Annotated in this window: 16 protein-coding genes; 9 read left to right on the plus strand and 7 right to left on the minus strand. The window is 71.1% G+C overall.

The window, feature by feature from the left end:
• Positions 1–58: 58 nt before the first annotated feature.
• Positions 59–643, minus strand: coding sequence for a biotin transporter BioY (locus AB8A24_RS21180; RefSeq protein ID WP_266391388.1), 585 nt, complete (start codon positions 641–643; stop codon positions 59–61).
• A gap of 285 nt (positions 644–928) precedes the next feature.
• Here AB8A24_RS21180 and AB8A24_RS21185 point away from each other — a divergent pair, with 285 nt between their 5' ends.
• The 3 genes from AB8A24_RS21185 (at position 929) to AB8A24_RS21195 (ending at position 4,779) form a co-directional block, all read left to right on the plus strand.
• Entirely contained in the window at positions 929–2,326 is a 1,398-nt protein-coding gene (locus AB8A24_RS21185; RefSeq protein WP_328963363.1) for an amino acid permease, read from the plus strand.
• Positions 2,327–2,558: 232 nt separating this feature from the next.
• Complete coding sequence (locus AB8A24_RS21190; protein ID WP_369477113.1) at positions 2,559–3,959, plus strand: amino acid permease; 1,401 nt, start codon at positions 2,559–2,561, stop codon at positions 3,957–3,959.
• A 163-nt stretch (positions 3,960–4,122) separates the two neighbouring features.
• Positions 4,123–4,779: a superoxide dismutase gene (locus AB8A24_RS21195; RefSeq protein ID WP_030016698.1), complete on the plus strand. Its 657-nt coding sequence runs from the start codon at positions 4,123–4,125 to the stop codon at positions 4,777–4,779.
• A 138-nt stretch (positions 4,780–4,917) separates the two neighbouring features.
• Here AB8A24_RS21195 and AB8A24_RS21200 read toward each other — a convergent pair whose 3' ends face one another.
• On the minus strand, positions 4,918–5,562 hold the full coding sequence (locus AB8A24_RS21200) for a DsbA family protein (RefSeq protein WP_266391394.1): 645 nt from the start codon (positions 5,560–5,562) through the stop codon (positions 4,918–4,920).
• A gap of 139 nt (positions 5,563–5,701) precedes the next feature.
• Here AB8A24_RS21200 and pepN (AB8A24_RS21205) point away from each other — a divergent pair, with 139 nt between their 5' ends.
• Positions 5,702–8,260 carry an aminopeptidase N gene (pepN, locus tag AB8A24_RS21205; protein WP_369477116.1) on the plus strand — a complete coding sequence of 853 codons (2,559 nt, stop codon included), beginning with the start codon at positions 5,702–5,704 and terminating at the stop codon, positions 8,258–8,260.
• A 258-nt stretch (positions 8,261–8,518) separates the two neighbouring features.
• A complete protein-coding gene (locus tag AB8A24_RS21210; RefSeq protein WP_369477118.1) occupies positions 8,519–9,481 on the plus strand; it encodes a hypothetical protein in 963 nt (320 codons plus the stop codon).
• Here the strand turns inward: AB8A24_RS21210 and AB8A24_RS21215 are convergent.
• Positions 9,457–10,347, minus strand: coding sequence for a pyridoxamine 5'-phosphate oxidase family protein (locus tag AB8A24_RS21215; RefSeq protein WP_369477120.1), 891 nt, complete (start codon positions 10,345–10,347; stop codon positions 9,457–9,459). The two genes, AB8A24_RS21210 and AB8A24_RS21215, sit on opposite strands and share 25 nt — an antisense overlap.
• Before the next feature lie 145 nt (positions 10,348–10,492).
• Between AB8A24_RS21215 and AB8A24_RS21220 the strand changes: the two genes are divergently transcribed.
• Both AB8A24_RS21220 and AB8A24_RS21225 read left to right on the plus strand, forming a co-directional pair.
• Positions 10,493–11,053 carry a CGNR zinc finger domain-containing protein gene (locus AB8A24_RS21220; RefSeq protein ID WP_328963357.1) on the plus strand — a complete coding sequence of 187 codons (561 nt, stop codon included), beginning with the start codon at positions 10,493–10,495 and terminating at the stop codon, positions 11,051–11,053.
• Between the two features lie 273 nt (positions 11,054–11,326).
• Positions 11,327–14,650: a S8 family serine peptidase gene (locus AB8A24_RS21225; RefSeq protein WP_328963356.1), complete on the plus strand. Its 3,324-nt coding sequence runs from the start codon at positions 11,327–11,329 to the stop codon at positions 14,648–14,650.
• A gap of 112 nt (positions 14,651–14,762) precedes the next feature.
• Here AB8A24_RS21225 and AB8A24_RS21230 read toward each other — a convergent pair whose 3' ends face one another.
• On the minus strand, positions 14,763–16,247 hold the full coding sequence (locus tag AB8A24_RS21230) for a M28 family metallopeptidase (RefSeq protein ID WP_328963355.1): 1,485 nt from the start codon (positions 16,245–16,247) through the stop codon (positions 14,763–14,765).
• Between the two features lie 260 nt (positions 16,248–16,507).
• Between AB8A24_RS21230 and AB8A24_RS21235 the strand changes: the two genes are divergently transcribed.
• Positions 16,508–17,536: an aspartate-semialdehyde dehydrogenase gene (locus tag AB8A24_RS21235; RefSeq protein WP_369477122.1), complete on the plus strand. Its 1,029-nt coding sequence runs from the start codon at positions 16,508–16,510 to the stop codon at positions 17,534–17,536.
• Between the two features lie 141 nt (positions 17,537–17,677).
• On the plus strand, positions 17,678–20,272 hold the full coding sequence (gene pepN, locus AB8A24_RS21240) for an aminopeptidase N (RefSeq protein ID WP_369477124.1): 2,595 nt from the start codon (positions 17,678–17,680) through the stop codon (positions 20,270–20,272).
• Between the two features lie 114 nt (positions 20,273–20,386).
• On the opposite strand, the gene AB8A24_RS21245 is transcribed toward pepN (AB8A24_RS21240), so the two are convergent.
• The 3 genes from AB8A24_RS21245 to AB8A24_RS21255 form a co-directional block, all read right to left on the minus strand.
• Positions 20,387–21,289 carry a LysR family transcriptional regulator gene (locus AB8A24_RS21245; protein WP_030715873.1) on the minus strand — a complete coding sequence of 301 codons (903 nt, stop codon included), beginning with the start codon at positions 21,287–21,289 and terminating at the stop codon, positions 20,387–20,389.
• A gap of 10 nt (positions 21,290–21,299) precedes the next feature.
• Positions 21,300–22,172 carry a DMT family transporter gene (locus tag AB8A24_RS21250; protein ID WP_369477144.1) on the minus strand — a complete coding sequence of 291 codons (873 nt, stop codon included), beginning with the start codon at positions 22,170–22,172 and terminating at the stop codon, positions 21,300–21,302.
• A gap of 98 nt (positions 22,173–22,270) precedes the next feature.
• Positions 22,271–23,203, minus strand: coding sequence for an EamA family transporter (locus tag AB8A24_RS21255; protein WP_266391415.1), 933 nt, complete (start codon positions 23,201–23,203; stop codon positions 22,271–22,273).
• Positions 23,204–23,224 lie beyond the last annotated feature (21 nt).

A 23,224-nucleotide genomic window follows, 5' to 3' on the forward strand; every position in this document is an offset into this window, starting at 1 on the left:
GAGCCCGGCCCGCCTTCACAAGGCGGGCCGGGCTCCGGTGCGTATCAGGGACCGCCGCTCAGCCGCGGCGGCCGACCAGCTTCCAGGCGGCGGGCAGGGCGCCCATGGCCAGCGCGGCCTTGAGGGCGTCGCCGATCAGGAACGGGACCAGGCCCTTCGCGACGGCCACGCCGAGGGACATCCCGGTGGCGGCCATCAGGTACGGCACGCCCACCGCGTAGATCACGGCCGAGCCCAGCACCATCAGGCCGGCCGTACGCAGCACCGAGCGGTCGCCGCCGCGCCGCGCGAGGGCGCCGACGACGGTGGCGGCGAGCAGCATGCCGAGCACGTAGCCGAAGGAGGCGCCGCCCGCGCCGGAGGTCCCGCCCGCGAACCACGGCACACCGGCCATGCCGACGAGGGCGTACAGCGCCAGCGACAGGAAGCCGCGGCGGGCACCGAACGCGGTGCCGACGAGCAGCGCGGCGAAGGTCTGGCCGGTGACGGGGACCGGGGAGCCGGGAACGGGAACCGCGATCTGGGCGGCCAGCCCGGTGAGCGCGGCGCCGCCGACGACGAGGGCGATGTCGCGGACGCGGCTCGCGGGCAGCAGATCGGCGAGGACGGCGCCGGGCCGGAGGGAGACGGAGGCAGTGCTCATCGGGAGGCTCCACGGGAAGGGGGTGGCGGGACGATCACCGACGCTAGTGCGCGCTCCCCCGCCGCCCCACCGTCGCCCGGGACAAAGCCGCCCTCCCCACTTTGGTGGGGATACCACAAACCCTGCACACCACCCTCGACCCGACGTGATCCTCGTCACGAGGAAGATCGGACAACACGTCCGTTTTGCACGGACGACCGCCACTCAGCCAGACTGTAGGGTCCCGCCAATCCTGACGCGGAGCCCCCACCGCCGCTGGGCCGAACGAGAGTACGAGCACCCTTCATGCGCGAGCGCCTGGAAGAAGCACCTCCCACGACGGGCGACCTGCCCGCGGAACCCCTCAGCCACAGCCTCAAGCAGCGCCACCTGACCATGCTGGGCCTCGGCGGCGTCATCGGCGCCGGGCTCTTCGTCGGCTCCGGCGCCGGTATCGGCATCGCCGGTCCCGCGATCATCTGCTCCTATCTGCTCGCGGGTGTCCTCGCGATGCTGGTGATGCGGGCGCTGGGCGAGATGTCGGCCGCGATGCCCGCCTCGGGCTCCTTCTCCGTGTACGCGGAGCGGGCCCTCGGGCGCTGGGCCGGTTTCTCGGCGGGCTGGCTGTACTGGTTCCTGCTGGTCGTGGTGCTGGCCGTGGAGGCCACCGGCGCGGCGAAGATCGCGAACGGCTGGCTGCCCTCGGTCGACCAGTGGGTCTGGGTGCTGCTGTTCATGGTGGTCTTCACCGTGAGCAACCTGGCCGCCGTGAAGAACTTCGGCGAGTTCGAGTTCTGGTTCGCCGCGCTCAAGGTCGGCGCGATCGTGCTCTTCCTGATCCTGGGCACCCTCGCGGTCTTCGGCCTGCTCCCGGACACGGAGCCGGTCGGCATGGCCAACCTCACCGGCCAGGGCGGCTTCTTCCCCGAGGGCTTCGGCGGTGTGGTCGCCGGCATGCTCGCCGTCATCTTCGCCTTCGGCGGCCTGGAGGTCGTCACCATCGCGGCCGCCGAGTCGGACGACCCGGCGCGGTCGGTGTCCCGGGCGGTGCGCAGCGCGGTGTGGCGCATCCTCTTCTTCTACGTCGGCTCGATGGTGGTCATCGTGACCCTGCTGCCGTGGAACTCGCTGAAGCCGGGCGAGAGCCCCTACGTCGCGGTCCTCGACTCGATCGGCATCCCGGCGGCCGGGCAGATCATGAACATCGTGGTGTTCGTGGCGCTGCTGTCGGCACTCAACGCGAACCTGTACGGGTCCTCGCGGATGGTCTTCTCACTGGCCGAGCGCCGTGAGGCGCCGCAGGCACTGCTGAAGGTCTCGGGCGGCGGGGTGCCGCGCCGGGCGGTGTTCGCGTCGGTGGCCTTCGGCTTCGTGTCGGTGGTGCTCAACCTGCTGTGGCCGGAGACGATCTTCCTCTACATGCTCAACGCGGTCGGCGCGGTGCTGCTGTTCGTGTGGGCGCTGATCGCCGTCTCGCAGCTGAAGCTGCGCCGCCGGATCGAGCGGGACATGCCCGAGCGGCTGACCCTGCCGATGTGGCTGTTCCCGTACGCGACCTGGGCGGCGCTGCTCGGGATGGCGGCGGTGCTGGTCCTGATGCTGTTCGACGATGCGGCGCGGCCCCAGCTGCTCTGGTCCACGGGCGCGGCCGCGCTGGTCCTGGCCGTGGCGTGGATCCGGGAGCTCCGGGCCCGCAAGGCCTGACGCAGGACACGGAGAGGAGGACCCCGGTGCCACGGCACGGGGGTCCTCCTCTTTTCTTTCCCGGGCCGGTTTTCTTTCCCGGGCCGGCGCGGACGTGGGGCGTGTACGGGGGTGATCACGAACCGTGAGCCGAATGTCCGAATATCGGACGCATGACGTCCGGCGATCGGACACTCGGCAGACTGGCGCACCTCATCACGTCCCCTCGCACAACCGGACAGGCACACCCCCAATGAGTCAGAGCACCCTGACACCGCCCGAAGCACCGCATACCGACGCCGGATCACCCCTCGGCAACGGACTCAAGCAGCGCCACCTCTCGATGATCGCCCTCGGCGGTGTCATCGGCGCCGGACTCTTCGTAGGCTCCGGCGCGGGCATCGCGGCCGCGGGCCCCTCGATCGTGCTCGCGTACGCGGCGTCCGGGCTGCTCGTGATGTTCGTGATGCGGATGCTCGGCGAGATGTCCGCCGCCAACCCCGCCTCGGGCTCCTTCTCCGTGCACGCGGAGCGCGCGATCGGCCCCTGGGCCGGATTCACCGCCGGCTGGATGTTCTGGACCCTGCTCTGCGTGGGCGTGGCCATCGAGGGCATCGGCGCGGCGCACATCATGACCGGCTGGTTCCCGGGCACCCCCTCCTGGATGTGGGTGCTGGTCTTCATGGCGCTGTTCTGCGGCTCCAACCTCGCCGCCGTCTCGAACTTCGGCGAGTTCGAGTTCTGGTTCGCCGCCCTCAAGATCGGCGCGATCGCGCTCTTCCTGGGCCTGGGCGTCCTCGCCGTGCTCGGCCTGCTGCCCGGCACGGACTCCCCCGGCGCCGCCAACCTGCTGCACGACGGCGGCCTCCTGCCCCACGGCGTGGACGGCCTGCTCGTCGGACTGCTCGCCTCCGTCGTCGCGTACGGCGGACTGGAGACGGTGACCATCGCGGCCGCCGAGTCCGAGAACCCGGTCCAGGGCGTGGCCAAGGCCGTGCGGACCACCATGTGGCGGATCGCGATCGTCTACGTGGGCTCCATGCTGGTCATCGTCACCCTCCTGCCGTGGAACGACCCGGCGGTCACGGCGGACGGCCCGTACGCCGCGACCCTGGACCGCCTGGGCATCCCGGCCGCCGGCGAGATCATGAACGTGGTCATCCTGATCGCCCTGATGTCCGCGATGAACGCCAACATCTACGGCTCCTCGCGCATGGCCTACTCCCTCGTCTCCCGCGGCCAGGGCCCGAAGGCGCTGGGCAAGGTCAGCGGCCGGGTGCCGCGCCGGGCGGTCCTCGCCTCCTGCGGCTTCGGCTTCGTCACCGTGCTGCTGTCCTACTGGTACCCGGAGACCCTGTTCGCCTGGCTGCTGAACATGGTGGGCGGGGTCATCCTGGTCGTCTGGGGCTTCATCGCCGTCTCGCAGTTCGTGCTGCGCCGCCGGCTGGAGCGCGAGGCCCCCGAGAAGCTGGTCGTGAAGATGTGGGGCTTCCCGTATCTGACCTGGGTGGCGCTGGCCGGGGTGGCCGGGGTCCTGGTGCTGATGGCCCTGGGTGAGGACACGCGCGTCCAGGTGATCTTCACCGGCGGGCTCACCGTCGCCCTCGCGGTGACCGGTTACGTGATGCAGCGCCGGGCGGCGGGACGGGCCTGACGGCTCGTCGGAAGACGAAGGCGGGCCCCGTGCGAAGACACGGGGCCCGCCTTCGTCGTTCAGAGGTAACCCTTACATGTGGCCTGGAATAGATACTGCTAGCGTGCAGTTGCGCATTGATTGCAATAAGCAGTTGGCACGCCGAGGGGACCGGATAACACGCATGGCCATCTACACGCTTCCTGAGCTTCCGTACGACTACGCGGCACTGGAGCCGGTGATCAACCCGCAGATCATCGAGCTGCACCACGACAAGCACCACGCGGCCTACGTCACGGGCGCCAACAACACGCTGGAGCAGCTGGCGGAGGCGCGCGACAAGGAGAACTGGGGCGCCCTCAACGGCCTGGAGAAGAACCTCGCGTTCCACCTCTCCGGCCACATCCTCCACAGCATCTACTGGCACAACATGGCCAGCCCGAAGACCGGCGAGGGCGGCGGCGAGCCCACCGCGGCCGACGGCCTGGGTGACCTGGCCGACGCGATCACCGAGTCCTTCGGCTCCTTCGCGAAGTTCAAGAAGCAGCTGACCTTCGCCTCCTCCGCCACGCAGGGCTCCGGCTGGGGCGTGCTCGCGTACGAGCCCGTCAGCGGCCGTCTGGTCGTCGAGCAGGTCTACGACCACCAGGGCAACGTGGGCGTGGCCAGCACCCCGATCCTGGTCTTCGACGCCTGGGAGCACGCCTTCTACCTTCAGTACAAGAACCAGAAGGTGGACTTCATCGAGGCCATGTGGAACGTCGTCAACTGGCAGGACGTCTCCAAGCGCTACGCCGACGCCAAGGCGAACACCCCGCTGCTGATCCCCGCCAAGGGCTGATCGCAGCGCCACAAGCCCGTCCGCCTCGTGATCGTCTTCTCAACCTTCACCGGCGGGCGTGTCGAACGGAAGACCCCCGTGAGGACGTGACTCACGGGGGTCTTCCGTAGGGTGCGCCGGCCGGGCCGGCGGGTCCGCCTACTCGAAGGACGGGCCCTTGGTGCGGGTGCGCTTGATCTCGTAGAAGCCCGGGGTCGAGGCGACGAGCAGGGTGCCGTCCCAGAGCCGGGCGGCGGCGTCGCCGCGCGGGGTCGGGGTGACGACCGGACCGAAGAAGGCCACATCGCCCTCGGCACCCGGAACGGAGATCACCGGGGTGCCGACCTCCTGGCCCACCCGGTCGATCCCGTCGTTGTGCGAGGCCCGCAGCACCTCGTCGTACTCGTCCGAGTCGGCGTACGCGAGCAGCTCGGCCGGCAGGCCGACCTCGGCCAGCGCCTCGGCGATCACCTCGCGGGTCGGGCCCTTCTCGTCGTTGTGTATGCGGGTGCCGAGCGCGGTGTAGAGCTTGCCGGTGACTTCCTCACCGTGCTTCTGCTGCGCCGCGATCACCACGCGCACCGGGGCCCAACCCTTGGGGCCGAGCAGCTCGCGGTAGGTCTCGGGCAGCTCGTCGAGCTTGTTCTCGTTGAGCACCGCGAGGCTCATCACGTGCCAGCGGACCTCGACGTCGCGGACCTTCTCGACCTCGACCATCCAGCGGGACGTCATCCAGGCCCAAGGGCAGAGCGGGTCGAACCAGAAGTCGACCGGGGTCTTCTCGCGCACCTGGGTGTCGGTCATGTCTCTCCTCAGTCTCGGCATGCGTCGCAAAAGGGCATCAGTGGGCTCACGTTCCTCGTCACCAACCAGTACCGGGTGACGCTCATTCCCTCGTGCGAGGATTCGACACAAGAACGCGATCACGCACGAAGGAGTGCATGTGCCCGGAGAGAATCTGTCCCGCGACGAGGCCCGCGAGCGGGCCGAGCTGCTGTCCGTCGACGGGTACGAGGTGGTCCTCGACATCCGGTCCGCGGTGGACGAGGCCGAACCGGCCGAGGGTCCGCGGACCTTCCGCTCGGTGACGACGATCCGCTTCCGGGCGGCGGGCACCGGCGCCTCCACCTTCGCGGACCTGATCGCGCCCTCGGTGAACGCCGTGACCCTGAACGGGCGCGCGCTGGACGTGGCCGCGGTCTTCGACGGCGCCCGGATCGCCCTCGAGGGCCTGGCCGCCGAGAACGTCCTCGTGGTCGACGCGAACTGCGCGTACAGCCGGACGGGCGAGGGCCTGCACCGCTTCGTGGACCCGGAGGACGGCGAGGTCTACCTCTACACCCAGTACGAGCCGGCCGACGCGCGGCGGGTGTACGCGAACTTCGAACAGCCCGACCTGAAGGCCCCGTACCGCTTCGAGGTGACGGCTCCCGACGGCTGGCAGGTGTGGAGCAACGGCGCGGAGGAGTCCCGCGAGGCCGGTGTCCGGCGGTTCGCGGAGACCGCGCCGATCTCCACGTACATCACGTGCGTGGTCGCGGGCCCCTACCACTACGTGACGGACTCCTACACGCGCGGGGACCTGACCATCCCGCTGGGCGCGATGTGCCGCAAGGGTCTGGCGAAGCACTTCGACGCCGATGACATCTTCCTCATCACCAAGCAGGGCTTCGACCTGTTCCACGAGCTCTTCGACTACCCGTACCCCTTCGGCAAGTACGACCAGGCCTTCGTGCCGGAGTACAACCTGGGCGCGATGGAGAACCCGGGGATGGTGACCTTCCGCGAGGAGTACATCTTCCGCGGCAAGGTCACGCAGGCCTCGTACGAGGCGCGCGCGAACGTCATCCTGCACGAGATGGCGCACATGTGGTTCGGCGACCTGGTCACCATGAAGTGGTGGGACGACCTGTGGCTGAAGGAGTCCTTCGCCGACTTCATGGGCTCCTTCGGGCTGGTCGAGGCCACCCGCTTCGACCAGGCGTGGATCACCTTCGCCAACCGCCGCAAGTCATGGGCCTACCGGGCCGACCAGCTGCCGTCCACGCACCCGATCACGGCCGACATCCGTGACCTGGAGGACGCCAAGCTGAACTTCGACGGCATCACCTACGCCAAGGGCGCCTCGGTGCTCAAGCAGCTGGTCGCCTACGTGGGACGGGAGGCCTTCCTGGAGGGCGCCCGGCGCTACTTCAAGGCCAACGCCTACGGGAACACCACGCTCGACGACCTGCTGTCGGTGCTCGCGGAGGTCTCCGGTCGGGACATGGCGACATGGTCGCGGGCCTGGCTGCAGACCGCCGGTGTGAACGCGCTGACCCCGGTGCTCACCTACGACGCGGGCGGCCGGGTGACGGAGCTGGCCGTCGTGCAGGAGGGCGACGAACTGCGTCCGCACCGGGTCGCGGTGGGCCTGTACCGGCTGGAGTCCGACGGGACCCTGGCCCGCTACGCGCGGGCCGACGCGGACGTGTCGGGCGCGCGGACGGTCCTCACGGAGCTGGCGGGCACGGAGCGGCCCGACCTGGTCCTGGTCAACGACGAGGACCTCACCTACTGCAAGATCCGCTTCGACGAGGGCTCGCTGGAGACCCTGCGGGCACACCTCGGGGACCTGACGGACCCGCTCGCGCGGGCCCTGAGCTGGTCGGCGCTGTGGAACCTGACGCGCGACGGCCTGATGCCGGCGCGCGACTTCGTCTCGCTGGTCCTCGCGCACGCGGGCCGCGAGAGCGACGTCGGCGTCCTGCAGATGCTGCACACGCAGGCCCTGACCTCGGTCACCCACTACGCCGCCCCGGACCGGCGCGAGCAGGGCGGCCGGGAGTTGGCGGCGGGCGCGCTGCACGAGCTGCGGATCGCGGCGCCGGGGTCCGAGCACCAGCTGACGTGGGCCCGCTTCTTCGCGGCGAGCGCGGCGACGGAGGGCGACTTCCAGCTGCTGCTGGGGCTGCTGGAGGGCTCGGCCCGGATCGACGGGCTGGAGGTGGACCAGGAGCTGCGCTGGGACTTCCTGCTGCCGCTGGCCGCGCACGGGGTGGTGGACGAGGGCGTGCTGGCCGCCGAACTGGCGCGCGACGACACGGCCTCGGGCAAGCGGCACCAGGTGCGGTGCCTGGCGGCGCGGCCCTCGCAGGCGGTGAAGGACCAGGCGTGGGCGGCGGTGGTCGAGTCGGACGCGCTGTCGAACGCGCTGGTGGAGGCGACGATCGCGGGCATGCAGCAGTCCTCGCAGCGGGGCCTGCTCGCGGAATTCGCGGGGCCCTACTTCGAGGTGATCGAACGGGTGTGGGCGGACCGGTCGATCCAGATCGCGATGGACGTGGTGAAGGGGCTGTACCCGTCGCTGCAGGGTGACTCCGCCACGCTGGAGGCCACCGACGCCTGGCTGTCGGCCCACTCGGAAGCGGCTCCGGCCCTGCGCCGGCTGGTCCTGGAGTCGCGCGACGACCTGGCCCGGGCCCTTGCCGCCCAGCGGTGCGACGCGGCGGCGGGCAACTGACCTGCGGCGCCGCTGCGGGGGCACCGCCCCCGAACCCCCGGTCCTCAAACGCCGGACGGGCTGAAGGATTCAGCCTCGCCGGCGTTTGAGGCGCGGGGTCCGGCGCGGAGCCCCGGGAAACGGCGCCGGGCCGGTCCGCCACACGGGCGCACCCCATCGGCAGTCGAACGCCCGTACTTTAGCCCCAGCTTGTCCGGATTTGTCGACGAGCGTGTAACAGGGGTTAGCAGGGCCATGGCCTGAGGGAATCACCGCGTCATGAACCACAACGCACCCCTCCCCCTCGCCCACCTCACCGGCAGCCGCCCCCGCGTGCTGACCCTCGCGCAGCTGCGCGAGCACGGCGTGACCGCCTCCGACGCGGCCGAGCGACCCTGGCAACAGATCCTGCCCGGGGTGTTCCTGCTCCACCCCGGTCCCGCGACCAGTGAGGAGCGGCTGCACGCGGCGTTGCTGTACGCGGAGCGGCGCGGCGGTGGCGAGGCCATGATCACCGGGCTGGCGGCGCTCGCCCTGTACCGGTTCAACTCCGCGCCCCCGCTGCTCGCCCTCTCGCACATCGACGTCCTCGTGCCCGGCACCCGGCGACTGCGCTCCACCGGGGACGTGCGGATCGTACGGACGCACACCCCGCCGCGGTCCCAGGAGGTGACCGGGCTGCCGGTGGCTCCCGTCGCGCGGGCCGTCGCCGACGCCGTCACCCAGCTCTCCGACGCCGGCACCGTGCGCCGCCTGCTGAGCGAGGCCGTCCGCGGCGGCCACTGCGAACCGGCCGCCGTCGTCCGGGAGCTGACCGTGGCCCGACTGCTGAACCGGCCGCACGTGGTCGACGCCGTCGAGTCGCTGCTCGCGGAGGGGCGGGCCATCGCCGAGGACCGGCTGTACCACGTCGTACGCGGCTACGAGCTCCCCGACCCGGTCTGGCACGTCGACCTGCGCCTGCCCGGCGGCCCGCACCTCGGCGGCGTGGACGCGTACTGGCCCGAGCACTCCGTCGCCGTGGAGATCGACACCCGCGCCCCGCGCCAGGGCGAGGACGAGCAGTGGTCCGAGTCCGTGCGCAAGCGCGAGACGCTGGAGCGGCTCGGGGTGACCGTCATCCACATCACCCCGCGCAAGCTCCGTGACTGGCCCGAGCAGCAGGCCGCGGTCATCCGGACCGCCCTGACCGCCGCCGACGACCGGGAACCCGCCGCCTACCTGGTCGTACTGCCCAGGTGAGGCGAGTACTCCGGGGTGCTCCAGAGCAGCCGCCCCGGGTGCACGCTCTCCACCACCGACTCCACCCGGAAGCGGGTGCGGCGGCTCCCGTCGGCCCCGAACTCCGTCCGGGCCCGGCCGCTGAGCTGAAGGACCGCCCCGCTCTCCCAGTCCGGGAAGAGCAGCCCGGCCCGTGGATCGGCCGTCAGGTTCCCCAGCGTCAGGAACATGGCGTTGCCCGCGTAGTCCGGCCAGGCCAGTTCGACCGGCGAGAGCACCTCCACGAAGCCCGGCAGCCCGCCCCGGTGACTGGCGTCGACCCCGTCCGCCTCCGCCGTGGTGGCGATGAAGAAGGTGTCGGCGTCCCGTACGGTCCGCCGCTGGTCGGGGGTCAGCGCCTCCCCGCGCCGGACCACACCCGCCCCCTGCCGGGCGAGCTCCAGCGGCTGCCGCCGCTGGATGTACTTGGGGCAGTTGCCGAAGACCTGCTCGACCTCGACGGCGAAGCCTCCGCGCGTCACCTCCAGGGTTCCGTTCAGACGGATCCGGCGCCGGGTGCGCGGGTCGAGCGCGACGGTCCCGACCGGGGTGCCGGCCGTGGCCAGCGCCTCGGCGAGCGGGTCGCCCGTCGGCGGTCCGCCGGCGACCGCGATCCGGTCCGGCCCGGTGGCCCGTACGAACCCTGGCGCACCCGTCAGCAGGGAGGCCCACACCCGCCCCGCGCCGTCGGTGGCACCGACGACCAGGTGCGGCTGGAGCCCGATGAAGGCCGCGGCGACGTCCCGGATCCCCGTGCCGATCGAGCGGCCGACGTGCTCGGCGAGGTCACGTACGCCGACCCGCTCCTGCACGGCCAGCGCGCCCCAGTGGTACGCCCCGGAGGTCATGACGGCTCCTTCCCTGGAGATTCCCGTATCCCCGCATCCCTCTTCACCTAACCTTCTATACTTACATTAAAGGTTAGACAGAGGTGAGTCAACCGCTCACGTACCCTTAAGAGGTTAGCCACCTGACGAGAGGGACGATACGGACATGACGGCGGCGGATCCACGACCCCTGACCGGGGAGCCGGTCGCCCTCGACCTGCTCAACACGCGCTGGGTCGTCGACGGCGAACCGTTGGACCTCTTCGCCGGCGCGGCCGGGCTCACCCGGGTGCAAGGGCTCGCGGTCTGGCTGGAGAGCACCGGCCTGGCCGGCCGCTTCCGCGCCGACGCGGCCACCCTCGTCCACCTGCTGACCGCCCGCGAGGCCCTGGCCCGCGCGGTCGCGGACCCGACCGACGAGAGCGCCCGCACCCTGGTCGACGCCGTGCTGGAGCACGGCCGCATCCGCGCCACCCTGACCGCCGAAGGCCCGGGCGAGCGCGCCGAGTTCGCCGACCCGACCTGGGGACCCGCCTGGACGGCGGCGCGCGACTACCTCGACCTGCTGGGTTCCGCGCCCGACCGGATCCGCCGGTGCGCGTCCGAGACCTGCGTCCTGCACTTCTTCGACGTGTCGCGCAACGGCACGCGGCGCTGGTGCTCGATGGCAGCCTGCGGAAACCGGGCGAAAGCCTCGCGTCATTACGCGCGCACGCGCGAGCGCTGAGCGCGCCAAATCTGTCACACCCGCACCGGGGCGCGATCGCGTCCCGGTGCGGGCGTATGGCCGTCAAGTCGATAAATCGACCGATCAGCCCCTACGGTTCGCACCGCTGTGCCCCGGTTGGGTCGCGCCGGCGCATTCTCAGCGCCGGCGGGAGTCCGCCATGACAGGTCTCGGTCAATGACAACTCTCCCCAAAGAGCTGTCGCTTAGGCCAAGCTGACCGGTCATCCGGCACCGAAATCCGGACCGTATCTTTCACTTACCAGGGATGCTGATGACCCTCGAATCCCCCAGCTCCATATCCGGGGCCAGACGCGTCGCACGCGTCGCGGCCGCGGCCGGTCTGGTCGCCGCTCTCGCGGCAACCGGCGCCGGGCCCGTCTTCGCGGCGACCGGCGCGGACACCCCGGGCACCTCGCCCGCGGTCAAGTCCGCCGACCAGAAGCTCGGTTCGGCCGACGCCGAGCTGCTTCAGCAGGCCAAGGCCAAGGGTGACGCCAACGTCACCGTCATGGTCGCGACCGCCCCCGGCCAGACCAAGCAGGTGGCGGACCAGCTCGGTTCGGTCCAGGGTGCCTCGGTCGGCCAGACGTACGACAACCTCGGTTACGTGCGCGCCACCCTGCCCACCGGCAAGGCCGAGGCCGCGCTGAAGGCGGCCACCAAGCTGGACTCGGTGCACGGCATCGACCTGCGGCACGAGATCCAGCTGCCGGACCCTCGCCCCGACGCCGACCGCGAGACCGGCACGGTGAAGAAGACCGCCGCCGAGACCTACGCGGCGCCGGACAAGAACACCCCCGCGAAGAACCCGTACAACCCGTCCTTCGAGACCGGTGCGGTCGACTTCGTGAAGGACAACCCGCAGGCCGACGGCCGCGGCGTGACCATCGGCATCATGGACTCGGGCATCGACCTCGGTCACCCGGCCCTGCAGAAGACCACCACCGGCGAGCGCAAGATCGTCGACTGGGTGACGGCCACCGACCCGATCACCGACAATGACGCCACCTGGCGCGCGCAGATCACCCCGGTCACCTCCAGCGGCGGCAGCTTCACCGCGGGCGGCCAGAGCTGGAAGGCCCCGGAGGGCAGCTTCCAGTGGAGCCGCTTCACCGAGTCGATCACCGCCACCGGTGACATGGCGGGCGACGTCAACCGCGACGGTGACACCACCGACCGGTTCGGCCTGCTCTACGACGCCGCCGCCGGCACCGTCCGCGTCGACACCGACCAGGACGGCGACTTCACGAACAACGAGCCGATGAAGCCGTACAAGGACGGCTACCAGATCGGCTACTTCGGCACGGACAACCCGGCGACCGACGTCGCCGAGCGCATCCCGTTCGTGATCGAGATCCGCAAGGACGTCCCGATGGACCCGCTGGGCGGTGACTGGGTCGGCAAGAAGGCCGACTTCGTCAACGTCGGCATCATCGAGTCCGAGCACGGCACGCACGTCGCCGGCATCACCGCCGCCAACAGCCTCTTCGGCGGCAAGATGAACGGTGAGGCGCCCGGCGCCAAGCTCGTCTCCTCGCGCGCCTGCTCCTGGTCCGGCGGCTGCACCAACATCGCGCTGACCGAGGGCATGATCGACCTCGTCGTCAACCGCGGCGTGGACATCGTCAACATGTCGATCGGCAGCCTGCCGGCGCTGAACGACGGCAACAACGCGCGCTCCGAGCTCTACAAGAACCTCATCGACACCTACGGCGTCCAGCTGGTCATCTCGGCCGGCAACTCGGGCCCGGGCGTCAACACCATCGGCGACCCCGCCCTCGCGGACAAGGTCATCTCCGTGGGCGCGTCGGTCTCCAAGGAGACCTGGGCCGCCAACTACGGCTCCGGTGTGAGCGCGAAGTACAACATGTTCCCCTTCTCCTCCCGCGGTCCGCGTGAGGACGGCGGCTTCACGCCGACCATCAGCGCCCCCGGCGCGGCCATCAACACCATCCAGACCTGGCTGCCCGGCGCCCCGGTGAAGGAGGCCGGCTACACCCTGCCGGCCGGTTACGGCATGCTCCAGGGCACCTCGATGGCCTCGCCGCAGGCGGCGGGCGCGAGCGCCCTGCTGATCTCGGCCGCCAAGCAGCACAACATCAAGCTGACGCCGGCCTCCCTGCGGGTCGCGCTCACCACGGCCGCCAAGAAGATCGACAACGTCCCCGCGCACGCGCAGGGTTCGGGTCTGATCGACATCCCCGGTGCGTGGGAGTCCATCCAGCGCGACGCGAAGGCCGACGAGTTCACCGTCAAGGCGCCGGTCGACACCGCGATCGACCAGTTCCTGAAGACCCCGGGCTTCGGCACCGGCCTGTACGACCGCGAGGGCGGCCTCAAGGTCGGCCAGAAGAAGGTCTACAACGTCGTCGTCACCCGCACCACGGGCGTCAAGTACGGCACCCGGCACGACCTGAGCTGGCGCAACAACGACGGCACCTTCAAGGTCATCGGCGGTTACGACTACGTCACCCTGCCGCTGAACAAGCCCGTCACCATCAAGGTCGAGGCCAACGCCAAGACGGCCGGCGTCCACAGCGGCATCCTGCAGCTGGACGACGAGACCACCGAGGGCATCGACAAGCAGATCCTGACGACCGTCGTGGCTTCCGCCCCCCTGGCCACGCCGGCGTTCTCCCTGTCGCAGTCCTCCACCGTGCAGCGCAACGCGCACAAGTCGTACTTCGTGACCGTGCCGCCGGGCGCCAAGAGCCTGGAGGTCGCGCTCGGCGGTCTCGCGGCGGGTGCCCAGACGCGCTTCATCGCGATCCACCCGTACGGCGTGCCGGTCGACCCGACGGCCACGACCAACTGCTACCCGAACTACGACAACCCGGCCAACACCTGCCGCCCCGACGTGCGCTCGTACCCCGAGCCGACGCCGGGTGTCTGGGAGATCGAGGTCGAGGCCCGTCGTACGTCGCCGGTGCTCGACAACCCGTTCAAGCTGGACGTCTCCGTGCTCGGCGCGGCCTTCGACCCCGCGGTCAAGGTCCTGCCCGAGGTGAAGCAGGGCACCCCCGCCCCGGTCCAGTGGAGCGTCAAGAACGCCGGCGCGGCCATCTCCGGCGGCAAGCTCGTCGGCGGTCCGCTCGGTTCCGCGAAGGTCGCCAAGCCGACCATCGCGCCCGGTGAGACCCACTCCACCGAGATCGCGGTCCCCGCGGGCACCTCGCGCCTCGACGTCGCGATCGGCAAGGTGTCCGACACCGCCGCCGACCTCGACCTCGAGGTCTACAAGGACGGCGTCAAGGTCGGCTCGGCCGCCGACGGCGACTCCGAGGAGGCCGTGAGCCTGGTGAACCCGGCCGCGGGCACCTACACCGTCAAGGTGATCGGCTACGCGATCCCGTCCGGCTCCACCACGTACGACTACCGCGACGTGTTCTTCTCGGCCGCCCTGGGCTCCGTCCAGGTCGACGAGGCCGCCGCGGTGAACCTCGCCACCGGCGCCACCGCGCAGGTCTCGGCGAACGTCCTGGTCACCAGCGCGGCCCCCGAGGGCCGTCAGTTCTTCGGCCAGGTCCAGCTGCTCAACGCCCGCGGCACCGCCGCCGGCACCGGCAGCGTGCAGATCGAGAAGGTCCTCCCGTAGGACCCGGCAGTACGGAAAACCCGAGGGGGCGGCGCTCTGACGAGCACCGCCCCCTCGGGCCGTTCCCCCGGGCCGTTCCCCCGGGCCGTTCCCCCGGGTCGCCCTTCGGCCGCTACCGCTTGCCGAGCGAGCGCAGCGACTCGGCGTACGTGCCGACCGCGTGCGCGATCACGTCCAGGTTGGTGTCGAAGACCCCCAGGTCCAGGTTCTTCAGGTCGTCCCCCGCCCCGTGGTAGTTCGGGTCGTACGGGGCTCCGGCCGTGCCGCCGTGGCGCTTCGCCTGCTCGGCGGTCTTGATGCCCTCGGCGCCGGTGAAGGTGCCGCCCGCCGGGATGCCGTTCGCGATGAACGGGCCGTAGTCGGAACGGCCGTCGAAGTCACTGCCCTCGTGCGGCTTGCCCTTCTTGTCGAGGAAGCCGTTGATCAGCGCCTCGATCTCGGCCGAGCCCGCCGGCCCCGCGCCCGCGCCGGTCTTGTCGGAGTCGTCCCCGTCGTAGACGAACTGCACCGGGTTCGGCGAGGCGATCATGTCGAAGTTGAGGTAGAGCGCGATGTCCTTCTTCTGCTTCTCGGACAGCTGCGCGACGTAGTGCTCCGAGCCCAGCAGGCCCAGCTCCTCCGCCGACCACCAGCCGAAGCGGACCTTGTTCGCGGGCCCCTTCCCCTTCTTGTCGGCGCCCTCGTCCGCGAGCTTCAGGGCCACCTCAAGCAGGCCGGCCGAGCCGGAGCCGTTGTCGTTGATGCCCGGGCCCTCCGGTACCGAGTCCAGGTGGGCGCCCACGGTCACCACGCGGTCGGAGCGGCCGCCGCGGGTCTCGGCGATCACATTGCGGGTGGTCTTCTTCACGTGCTCCTGGTCCAGCTCCAGACGCACGCTCACCTCGCCCTTCGCGGCGGCCGCGGTCAACGCCTCGCCGTCGGCCAGCGTGATGCCGGCGCTCGGGATGATCCCCTCGGCGGGCGAGCCGAAGCCGCCGCGCACCGGGGTGGTGCCGCTGTGGTTGTAGACGATCACGCCGAGCGCGCCGGCCTCGGCGGCGGCCCGCTGCTTCTCCACGAAGGTGCAGGCGCCCCGCTTGACCAGGGCGATCTTCCCGGCGAAGGCACCGGCCGGGTAGTCGTCGGCCGTGCAGCCGGGGGTCTCGTCCACCCGGGCGAGCGCCAGCGGCGCGGCCAGGCCGCCGGCCGGGGTGGACCTGGTGAAGGTGAAGGCCGCGGTGGCCAGCTCGCGGGAGTCAGCCCCGAGGACGGTGGTCCGCTCCGTCTTCGTGTGCGCCTCGTAGATGTCGAAGTCCTGGTACGACACCTGGTAGCCGGCCTTCTTCAGCGTGTCGTACACGTACGCGGCGGAGGCCGCGTGGCCCGGCGTACCGGCGGCGCGGTTGCCGCCGTTGGCGTCGGCGATCTGCTGGAACTTCTTCAGGTGGCGGTAGGCGCCCTTGGCGGTGACCTCCTCCACCAGCTCCTTGGCCGGCCGGCCCTCGCGCGGGTGGGCGGCCGCCGGTGTGGCGGTCAGCAGGACGGGTGCGGCGACGGCGGCGGCCGCGAGGGCGGCGAGCGCCGGTATGGACCGGCGGCGGTGGCGGATGGCGCGCACGGTGGATCTCCCCGAATCGGTGGTTCGTTCTGCGGTCGGTCATGTCCGGATATCGGTCACGACAGTCCGGACGCTAACCGGCTCCGACCAGGCAGAACGGGAGTTCAGGGGCCCCGCAACACGCCCGCCACGAACTCGCCACAGGGGTTCACATTCAGGACACCGTCCGTACCTCGGACAATGGATTGGACAAGGCTCGTGGGGTCGAACGCATGATGGCTCCACGCGCGCCCGCGTCGTACGTACCAAAAGGAGTCACCGTGAGGGTCGGAATCGTCGGAGCCACCGGACAGGTCGGCGGAGTCATGCGCGGCATCCTCGCCGAGCGGAAGTTCCCGGTGGACGAGCTGCGGCTGTTCGCCTCGGCCCGTTCCGCGGGCTCCACCCTCGAATGGGAGGGCCAGGAGATCACCATCGAGGACGCCTCCACGGCCGACTACACGGGCCTGGACATCGTGCTCTTCTCCGCGGGCGGCGCCACCTCCCGGGTCCTGGCCGAGAAGGTCGCCTCCCAGGGCGCCGTCGTGATCGACAACTCCTCCGCCTGGCGCAGCCACCCGGAGGTCCCCCTCGTGGTCTCCGAGGTCAACCCGCACGCGATCAAGAACCGCCCCAAGGGCATCATCGCGAACCCGAACTGCACCACCATGGCCGCGATGCCGGTGCTGCGCCCGCTGCACGACGAGGCCGGCCTGACCGCGCTGATCGCCACCACCTACCAGGCCGTCTCCGGCTCGGGCCTGGCCGGTGTCGCCGAGCTCAAGGGCCAGGCCTGCGCGGTCTCCGAGGCCGCCGACCAGCTGACCTTCGACGGCGACGCGGTGGACTTCCCCGAGCCGGCCGTCTACAAGCGCCCGATCGCCTACAACGTGGTCCCGCTCGCGGGCAACCTGGTCGACGACGGGTCCTTCGAGACCGACGAGGAGCAGAAGCTCCGCAACGAGTCCCGCAAGATCCTGGAGATCCCCGAGCTCAAGGTCTCCGGCACCTGCGTGCGCGTCCCGGTCTTCTCCGGCCACTCCCTGCAGGTCAACGCCCGCTTCGCGAACCCGATCAGCGTCGAGCGCGCCTACGAGCTGCTGAAGGACGCCCCCGGCGTCGAGCTCTCGGAGATCCCGACCCCCCTGCAGGCGGCGGGCAAGGACGCCTCGTACGTGGGCCGCATCCGCGCCGACGAGACGGTGGAGAACGGCCTCGCGCTGTTCCTCTCGAGCGACAACCTCCGCAAGGGCGCGGCCCTGAACGCGGTGCAGATCGCCGAGCTCGTGGCCGAGGAGCTGCGGGGCTGATCCCGCCCGACCGACCCGGGGGCGCCGCCGCCACGGCGGGGCCCCCGCGCGCGTTTTTTCGCCCGTGGATTACTCCGAGGCGGTGGCGGTGTCCGGATGGCAGGATGGCCGGGCAACGTCACCATCGAAGGAGATGAACGCGTGCCTGGCACGAATCTCACCCGTGAAGAGGCTCAGCAGCGGGCCAAGCTGCTGACCGTCGACTCCTACGAGATCGAACTCGATCTCAGCGGCGCGCAGGAGGGTGGCACCTACCCGTCCGTGACCACCGTGCGCTTCCAGTCGACCGAGGCCGGGGGTGAGACTTTCATCGACCTGGTCGCTCCGGCCGTGCGCGAGGTCGTCCTCAACGGCAAGGCGCTGGACGCCGCGGCCGTCTTCCAGGACTCCCGGATCGCGCTGCACGACCTGGCGGCCGGGGCCAACGAGCTCCGGGTCGTCGCGGACTGCGCCTACACGAACACCGGTGAGGGCCTCCACCGCTTCGTCGACCCGGTCGACCAGCAGGCTTATCTGTACACCCAGTTCGAGGTACCGGACGCGCGGCGGGTCTTCGCCAGCTTCGAGCAGCCCGACCTGAAGGCCACGTTCCAGTTCACCGTGACCGCCCCCGAGGGCTGGACGGTCATCTCGAACTCCCCGACGCCCGAGGCCGCGGACGTCAAGGACAACGTCTGGCGCTTCGAGCCGACCCCGCGCATCTCCTCGTACATCACCGCGCTGATCGTCGGTCCGTACCACTCGGTGCACAGCTCCTACGAGGGCCCGGACGGCCAGTCCGTCCCGCTCGGCATCTACTGCCGCCCCTCGCTCGCCGAGTTCCTCGACGCGGACGCGATCTTCGACGTCACCCGGCAGGGCTTCGACTGGTTCCAGGAGAAGTTCGCCTACGACTACCCCTTCGCCAAGTACGACCAGCTCTTCGTCCCGGAGTTCAACGCGGGCGCCATGGAGAACGCGGGCGCGGTCACCATCCGCGACCAGTACGTCTTCCGCTCGAAGGTGACGGACGCGTCGTACGAGGTGCGCGCGGAGACGATCCTCCACGAGCTGGCGCACATGTGGTTCGGCGACCTGGTCACCATGGAGTGGTGGAACGACCTGTGGCTGAACGAGTCCTTCGCGACGTACACGTCGATCGCCTGCCAGGCCTACGCCGAGGGTTCGAAGTGGCCGCACGCGTGGACCACCTTCGCCAACTCCATGAAGACCTGGGCGTACCGGCAGGACCAGCTGCCCTCCACGCACCCGATCATGGCCGACATCCGTGACCTCGACGACGTCATGGTCAACTTCGACGGCATCACGTACGCCAAGGGCGCCTCGGTCCTCAAGCAGCTCGTCGCCTACGTCGGCACGGACGCCTTCTTCAAGGGCGTGCAGGCGTACTTCAAGGCGCACGCGTTCGGGAACACGCGCCTGTCCGACCTGCTGGGCGCCCTGGAGGAGACCTCGGGCCGCGACCTGGCCGCCTGGTCGAAGGCGTGGCTGGAGACGGCCGGCATCAACATCCTGCGCCCGGAGGTCACCACCGACGCGAACGGTGTGATCACCGCCTTCGGTATCCGCCAGGAGGCGCCCGCGCTGCCCGCCGGCGCCAAGGGCGAGTCCACCCTGCGCCCGCACCGCATCGCGGTCGGCCTGTACGAGCTCCAGGACGGCGCCCTCGTGCGCACCGACCGGATCGAGCTGGACATCGACGGCGCGCTCACCACGGTGCCGGAGCTGGTCGGTCGCACCCGTCCGGCGGTCTTCCTGCTGAACGACGACGACCTGTCCTACGCGAAGGTCCGCCTGGACGAGGAGTCCCTGGCCACCGTCACCGCGCACATCGGCGACTTCACCGAGTCCCTGCCGCGCGCCCTGTGCTGGGCCTCGGCGTGGGACATGACGCGTGACGGCGAGCTCGCCGCCCGCGACTACCTCGCGCTGGTCCTCTCGGGCATCGGCAAGGAGTCCGACATCGGTGTCGTGCAGTCGCTGCACCGCCAGGTGAAGCTGGCCATCGACCTGTACGCCGCCCCGGCGTGGCGGGAGCAGGGCCTCGCGGCCTGGACCGAGGCCACCCTGGAGCACCTGCGCGGCGCCGAGCCGGCGGGCGACCACCAGTTGGCGTGGGCGCGGGCGTTCGCGGCCACCGCCCGCACCGAGGGTCAGCTGACCTACCTGTCGGCGCTGCTGGACGGCGCGGCCGAGATCGAGGGCCTGGCCGTCGACACCGAGCTGCGCTGGGCCTTCCTGGAGCGGCTCGTCGCGACGGGTGTCGCCGGGGAGCCGGCCATCGCGGCGGAGCTGGAGCGGGACGCCACGGCGGCCGGCGAGCGCCACGCGGCGACCGCCCGGGCGGCGCGCCCGACGGCGGAGGCCAAGGCCGAGGCGTGGGCCTCGGTGGTGGAGTCCGGCGACCTGCCGAACGCGGTCCAGGAGGCGGTGATCGGCGGCTTCGTCCAGACCGACCAGCGCGAGCTGCTGGCCCCGTACACCGAGAAGTTCTTCGCGGCGGTCAAGGACGTCTGGGAGAACCGCAGCCACGAGATCGCCCAGCAGATCGCGGTGGGGCTCTACCCGGCGCTGCAGGTCTCGCAGCAGACGCTGGACGCGACGGACGCGTGGCTGGCCTCGGCCGAGCCGAGCGCGGCCCTGCGCCGGCTGATCTCGGAGTCCCGCGCGGGCGTCGAGCGCGCGCTGAAGGCCCAGGCGGCGGACGCCGCCGCTGCCGCTGCCGCTCAGGCCTGACGGCTCGCACCGTAGCCGGGGCTCCGCCCCGGACCCCGCGCCTCAAACGCCGGCGGGGCTGAATTTCAGCCCGTCCGGCGTTCGAGGACCGGGTCCGGGCGGAGCCCGGAACCACTACCGCCGGGCCGAAGCCACCTCGCGGAGGGCCGCGAGGACGTGGGACAGCGCGGGCGCGGATTCGGCGCCCCGGCGGACCGCCGCGAGCACGTGCCGCGTCGGGCGGTCCCGCGACAGCACCCGGACGGCCACGCCCGAGGCGCGGCTCGACACCATCCGCGGCACCAGCGCCACCCCCATCCCCGCCTCGACCATCGCCAGGATCGCGGTCCAGCCGGACGCCGAGTGCGCCTGTTCCGGGACGAAGCCCGCCGCCTCGCACGCGGACCGGGCGATCTCCGACCAGGGGCCGCTGCCCCCGTAGATCCACGGGTCACCGGACAGGTCCGCCAGCCGCAGGTCCGGCGCGGCCGCCAGCGGGTGGCCCGGCGGGAGCGCCACGTCCAGTGGGTCCTCCAGGAGCGCCACCCGGGTGAACCGGGGATCGCGCGCGGTCGGCGCGTGGGCGGTGAGGGACAGCGCCAGGTCCACGCCCCCGGCCGACAGCAGCTCGTAGGCCTCGGCCGCCTCCGTCTCCCGGACGCGGACCTCCACCCCGGGGTGGGTCCGCCGCAGCGCGGCCACCGCAGGGACCACGAGCGCCGGTACGGCGGTGGAGAAGGCGCCCACCCGTACCTCGCCCGTGTCGCCGGCGAGGTATCCGGCCAGTTCCGCGTCGGCCCGTTCCAGCTGCGCGAACACCGCCTCCGTGTGTCGCAGGACGAGGTGGGCCGCGTCCGTGAGCCGCACCCGGCGGCCCTCGGCCTCCAGCAGCACCACGCCGAGTTGCCGGGCCAGGTTCGTCAGTTGCTGCGAAACGGCCGAGGGCGTCATGTGGAGTGCCTCGGCCGCTCGGGTCACGGTCCCCTGTTCGGCGAGGGTCCGCAGGATCCGCAGCTTCTTGATGTCCCACTCGGTCATGGGCCCGAACCTACCGCCGGGCACTCCCCAGCCCGACTCCGCCGAGGATGAGCGCCATGCAGAGCAGCTGCGCCGGTCCGGTCCGCTCGCCCAGCAGCAGGAAGCCGAGCCCGGCCACGCACACCGGCTGGAGGTAGTAGACGACTCCCGCGCGGGCGGCGCCGATCATCGAGACGGCCTTGTTCCAGGCGAAGAAGGCGACGGCCGAGGAGAACACCCCGACGTACAGCAGCGGTCCGACCGTCCCGGTGGTGACCTCGAAGCCGCCCTGGACGGCGACGGAGACGGCGTAGGCGGGTGCCAGCATCAGCGCGCCGAGCACGAAGGTGGTGATCAGGAAGGCCGGTCCGCCGAGTTCGGCGGGCCTGCGCCGCAGCAGGGCGCTGTACGTGGCGAAGGAGAGGGCGGCGGCGAACATCCACAGGTCTCCGGCGCCGAAGTCGAAGCCGATGGAGCCGTCCCCGACGAGCAGCAGCACTCCGAAGGCGGCGAGGAGGATGCCGAAGGTCCGCCGTGCGCCGAGCCGTTCGCCGCCGAGGCGGGCGTAGAGCGCCATGATGACGGGCGAGGCGGCCATGATCATGCCCATGTTGGAGGCGGAGGTGGTCAGTCCGGCCTGGTGCACGAGCGTGTTGTAGAGGGCGACGCCGAACAGCGAGGCGACGGCGATGAAGCCGAGGTTCTCCCGGATCAGGGCCCGCTGCCGCCAGGCCTGGCGGGCGGCGAAGGGGGCGACGGCGAGCAGGGCGATGATCCAGCGCCAGAAGACCGCCTGGACGGGTGGGACGGTCTCGGCCATGCCCCGGGTGGCGACGAAGCTGCCGGACCAGACGACCGTCGCGAGCAGGGCGAGGAGCACGCCGAGCCCGGCGGCACCCTTCATCCCCGTGCTGCCGGGCTTGGCTTGCGAGACGGGACGGACGCGGTCCATGACGGCCACTGTGGGTCTGCTCCTCAGGGTGGGCTGGTGGTGTGTGGGGACTACCGTCGCACCGCCCCATCCGTCAGGTCCATCGAAATGTTCTGATCGTTCTTTTCAGTGGAACTGAACGATCGGGGGGTGCGGGCGGCCGCCAACTGGCCGGCGACGGTGGCCCCGAAGGCGATCGCCATTCCGACGAGCTGCACGGGCGACAGCGCCTGCCCGAGGGCGGCCCAGCCGATGACGGCGGCGGTGAGCGGGGAGAGCGGGCCGAGCAGGGTGACCGAGGTGGCGCTGAGGGCGCCGATACCGCGGAACCAGAGCCAGTACGCGATCCCGGTGTTGATCAGCATCATGTAGCCGTAGCCGAGGAAGGCCTTGCCGTCGAGCGCGGGCGGGGCACCCTCGACGAGGGCGGCGACGGGGATGATGAACAGTCCGCCCGCGGTGAGCTGCCAGCCGGTCATCGCCAGCGGGCCCACGCCCTCGGGGCGGCCCCAGCGCTTGGTCATCACGGTGCCGGCGCCCATGGAGGCGGAGGAGATCACACCGGCGACGACACCGACCGCGTCGAGCCGGGCCTCGGCGGTCAGGACCACCATGCTCACGCCGAACGCCCCGACGACGGCGGCCAGTACGGTGCGCAGGCTCGCCCGCTCCCCGAGGACGAGCGCGGCCAGTCCTACGACGAACAGCGGTCCGGCGGCGCCCAGTACGGCCGCGACCCCGCCGGGGAGCCGGTAGGCGGAGAGGAACAGCAGCGGGAAGAAGGCGCCGATGTTGAGGATGCCGAGGACGGCGGACTTCCACCACCACTGTCCCTTGGGCAGGGTGCGGGCCAGGGCGGTCAGCAGCAGTCCGGCGGGCAGGGCCCGCATGACCCCGGTGAACAGCGGCCGGTCGGGGGGCAGCAGCTCGGTGGCCACCGCGTAGGTGGAACCCCAGGAGATGGGGGCGAGTGCGGTCAGGGCGACAGTGGCTGAACGCTTCATGGCGGGTGGCTCCTGGCTCGG

Source organism: Streptomyces sp. BF23-19 (assembly GCF_041106355.1).
GTDB classification, from domain to species: Bacteria; Actinomycetota; Actinomycetes; order Streptomycetales; family Streptomycetaceae; genus Streptomyces; species Streptomyces virginiae_A.

Excerpts from the sequence above, each read along its gene's own strand:
- AB8A24_RS21185 (WP_328963363.1), top strand. The coding sequence starts at position 929 with ATGCGCGAGCGCCTGGAAGAAGCACCTCCCACGACGGGCGACCTGCCC.
- AB8A24_RS21250 (WP_369477144.1), bottom strand. The coding sequence starts at position 22,172 with ATGAAGGGTGCCGCCGGGCTCGGCGTGCTCCTCGCCCTGCTCGCGACG.
- AB8A24_RS21190 (WP_369477113.1), top strand. The coding sequence starts at position 2,559 with ATGAGTCAGAGCACCCTGACACCGCCCGAAGCACCGCATACCGACGCC.
- AB8A24_RS21220 (WP_328963357.1), top strand. The coding sequence starts at position 10,493 with ATGACGGCGGCGGATCCACGACCCCTGACCGGGGAGCCGGTCGCCCTC.
- AB8A24_RS21180 (WP_266391388.1), bottom strand. The coding sequence starts at position 643 with ATGAGCACTGCCTCCGTCTCCCTCCGGCCCGGCGCCGTCCTCGCCGAT.
- AB8A24_RS21245 (WP_030715873.1), bottom strand. The coding sequence starts at position 21,289 with ATGACCGAGTGGGACATCAAGAAGCTGCGGATCCTGCGGACCCTCGCC.
- AB8A24_RS21210 (WP_369477118.1), top strand. The coding sequence starts at position 8,519 with ATGAACCACAACGCACCCCTCCCCCTCGCCCACCTCACCGGCAGCCGC.
- AB8A24_RS21200 (WP_266391394.1), bottom strand. The coding sequence starts at position 5,562 with ATGACCGACACCCAGGTGCGCGAGAAGACCCCGGTCGACTTCTGGTTC.
- AB8A24_RS21195 (WP_030016698.1), top strand. The coding sequence starts at position 4,123 with ATGGCCATCTACACGCTTCCTGAGCTTCCGTACGACTACGCGGCACTG.
- AB8A24_RS21225 (WP_328963356.1), top strand. The coding sequence starts at position 11,327 with ATGACCCTCGAATCCCCCAGCTCCATATCCGGGGCCAGACGCGTCGCA.
- AB8A24_RS21215 (WP_369477120.1), bottom strand. The coding sequence starts at position 10,347 with ATGACCTCCGGGGCGTACCACTGGGGCGCGCTGGCCGTGCAGGAGCGG.
- AB8A24_RS21255 (WP_266391415.1), bottom strand. The coding sequence starts at position 23,203 with ATGAAGCGTTCAGCCACTGTCGCCCTGACCGCACTCGCCCCCATCTCC.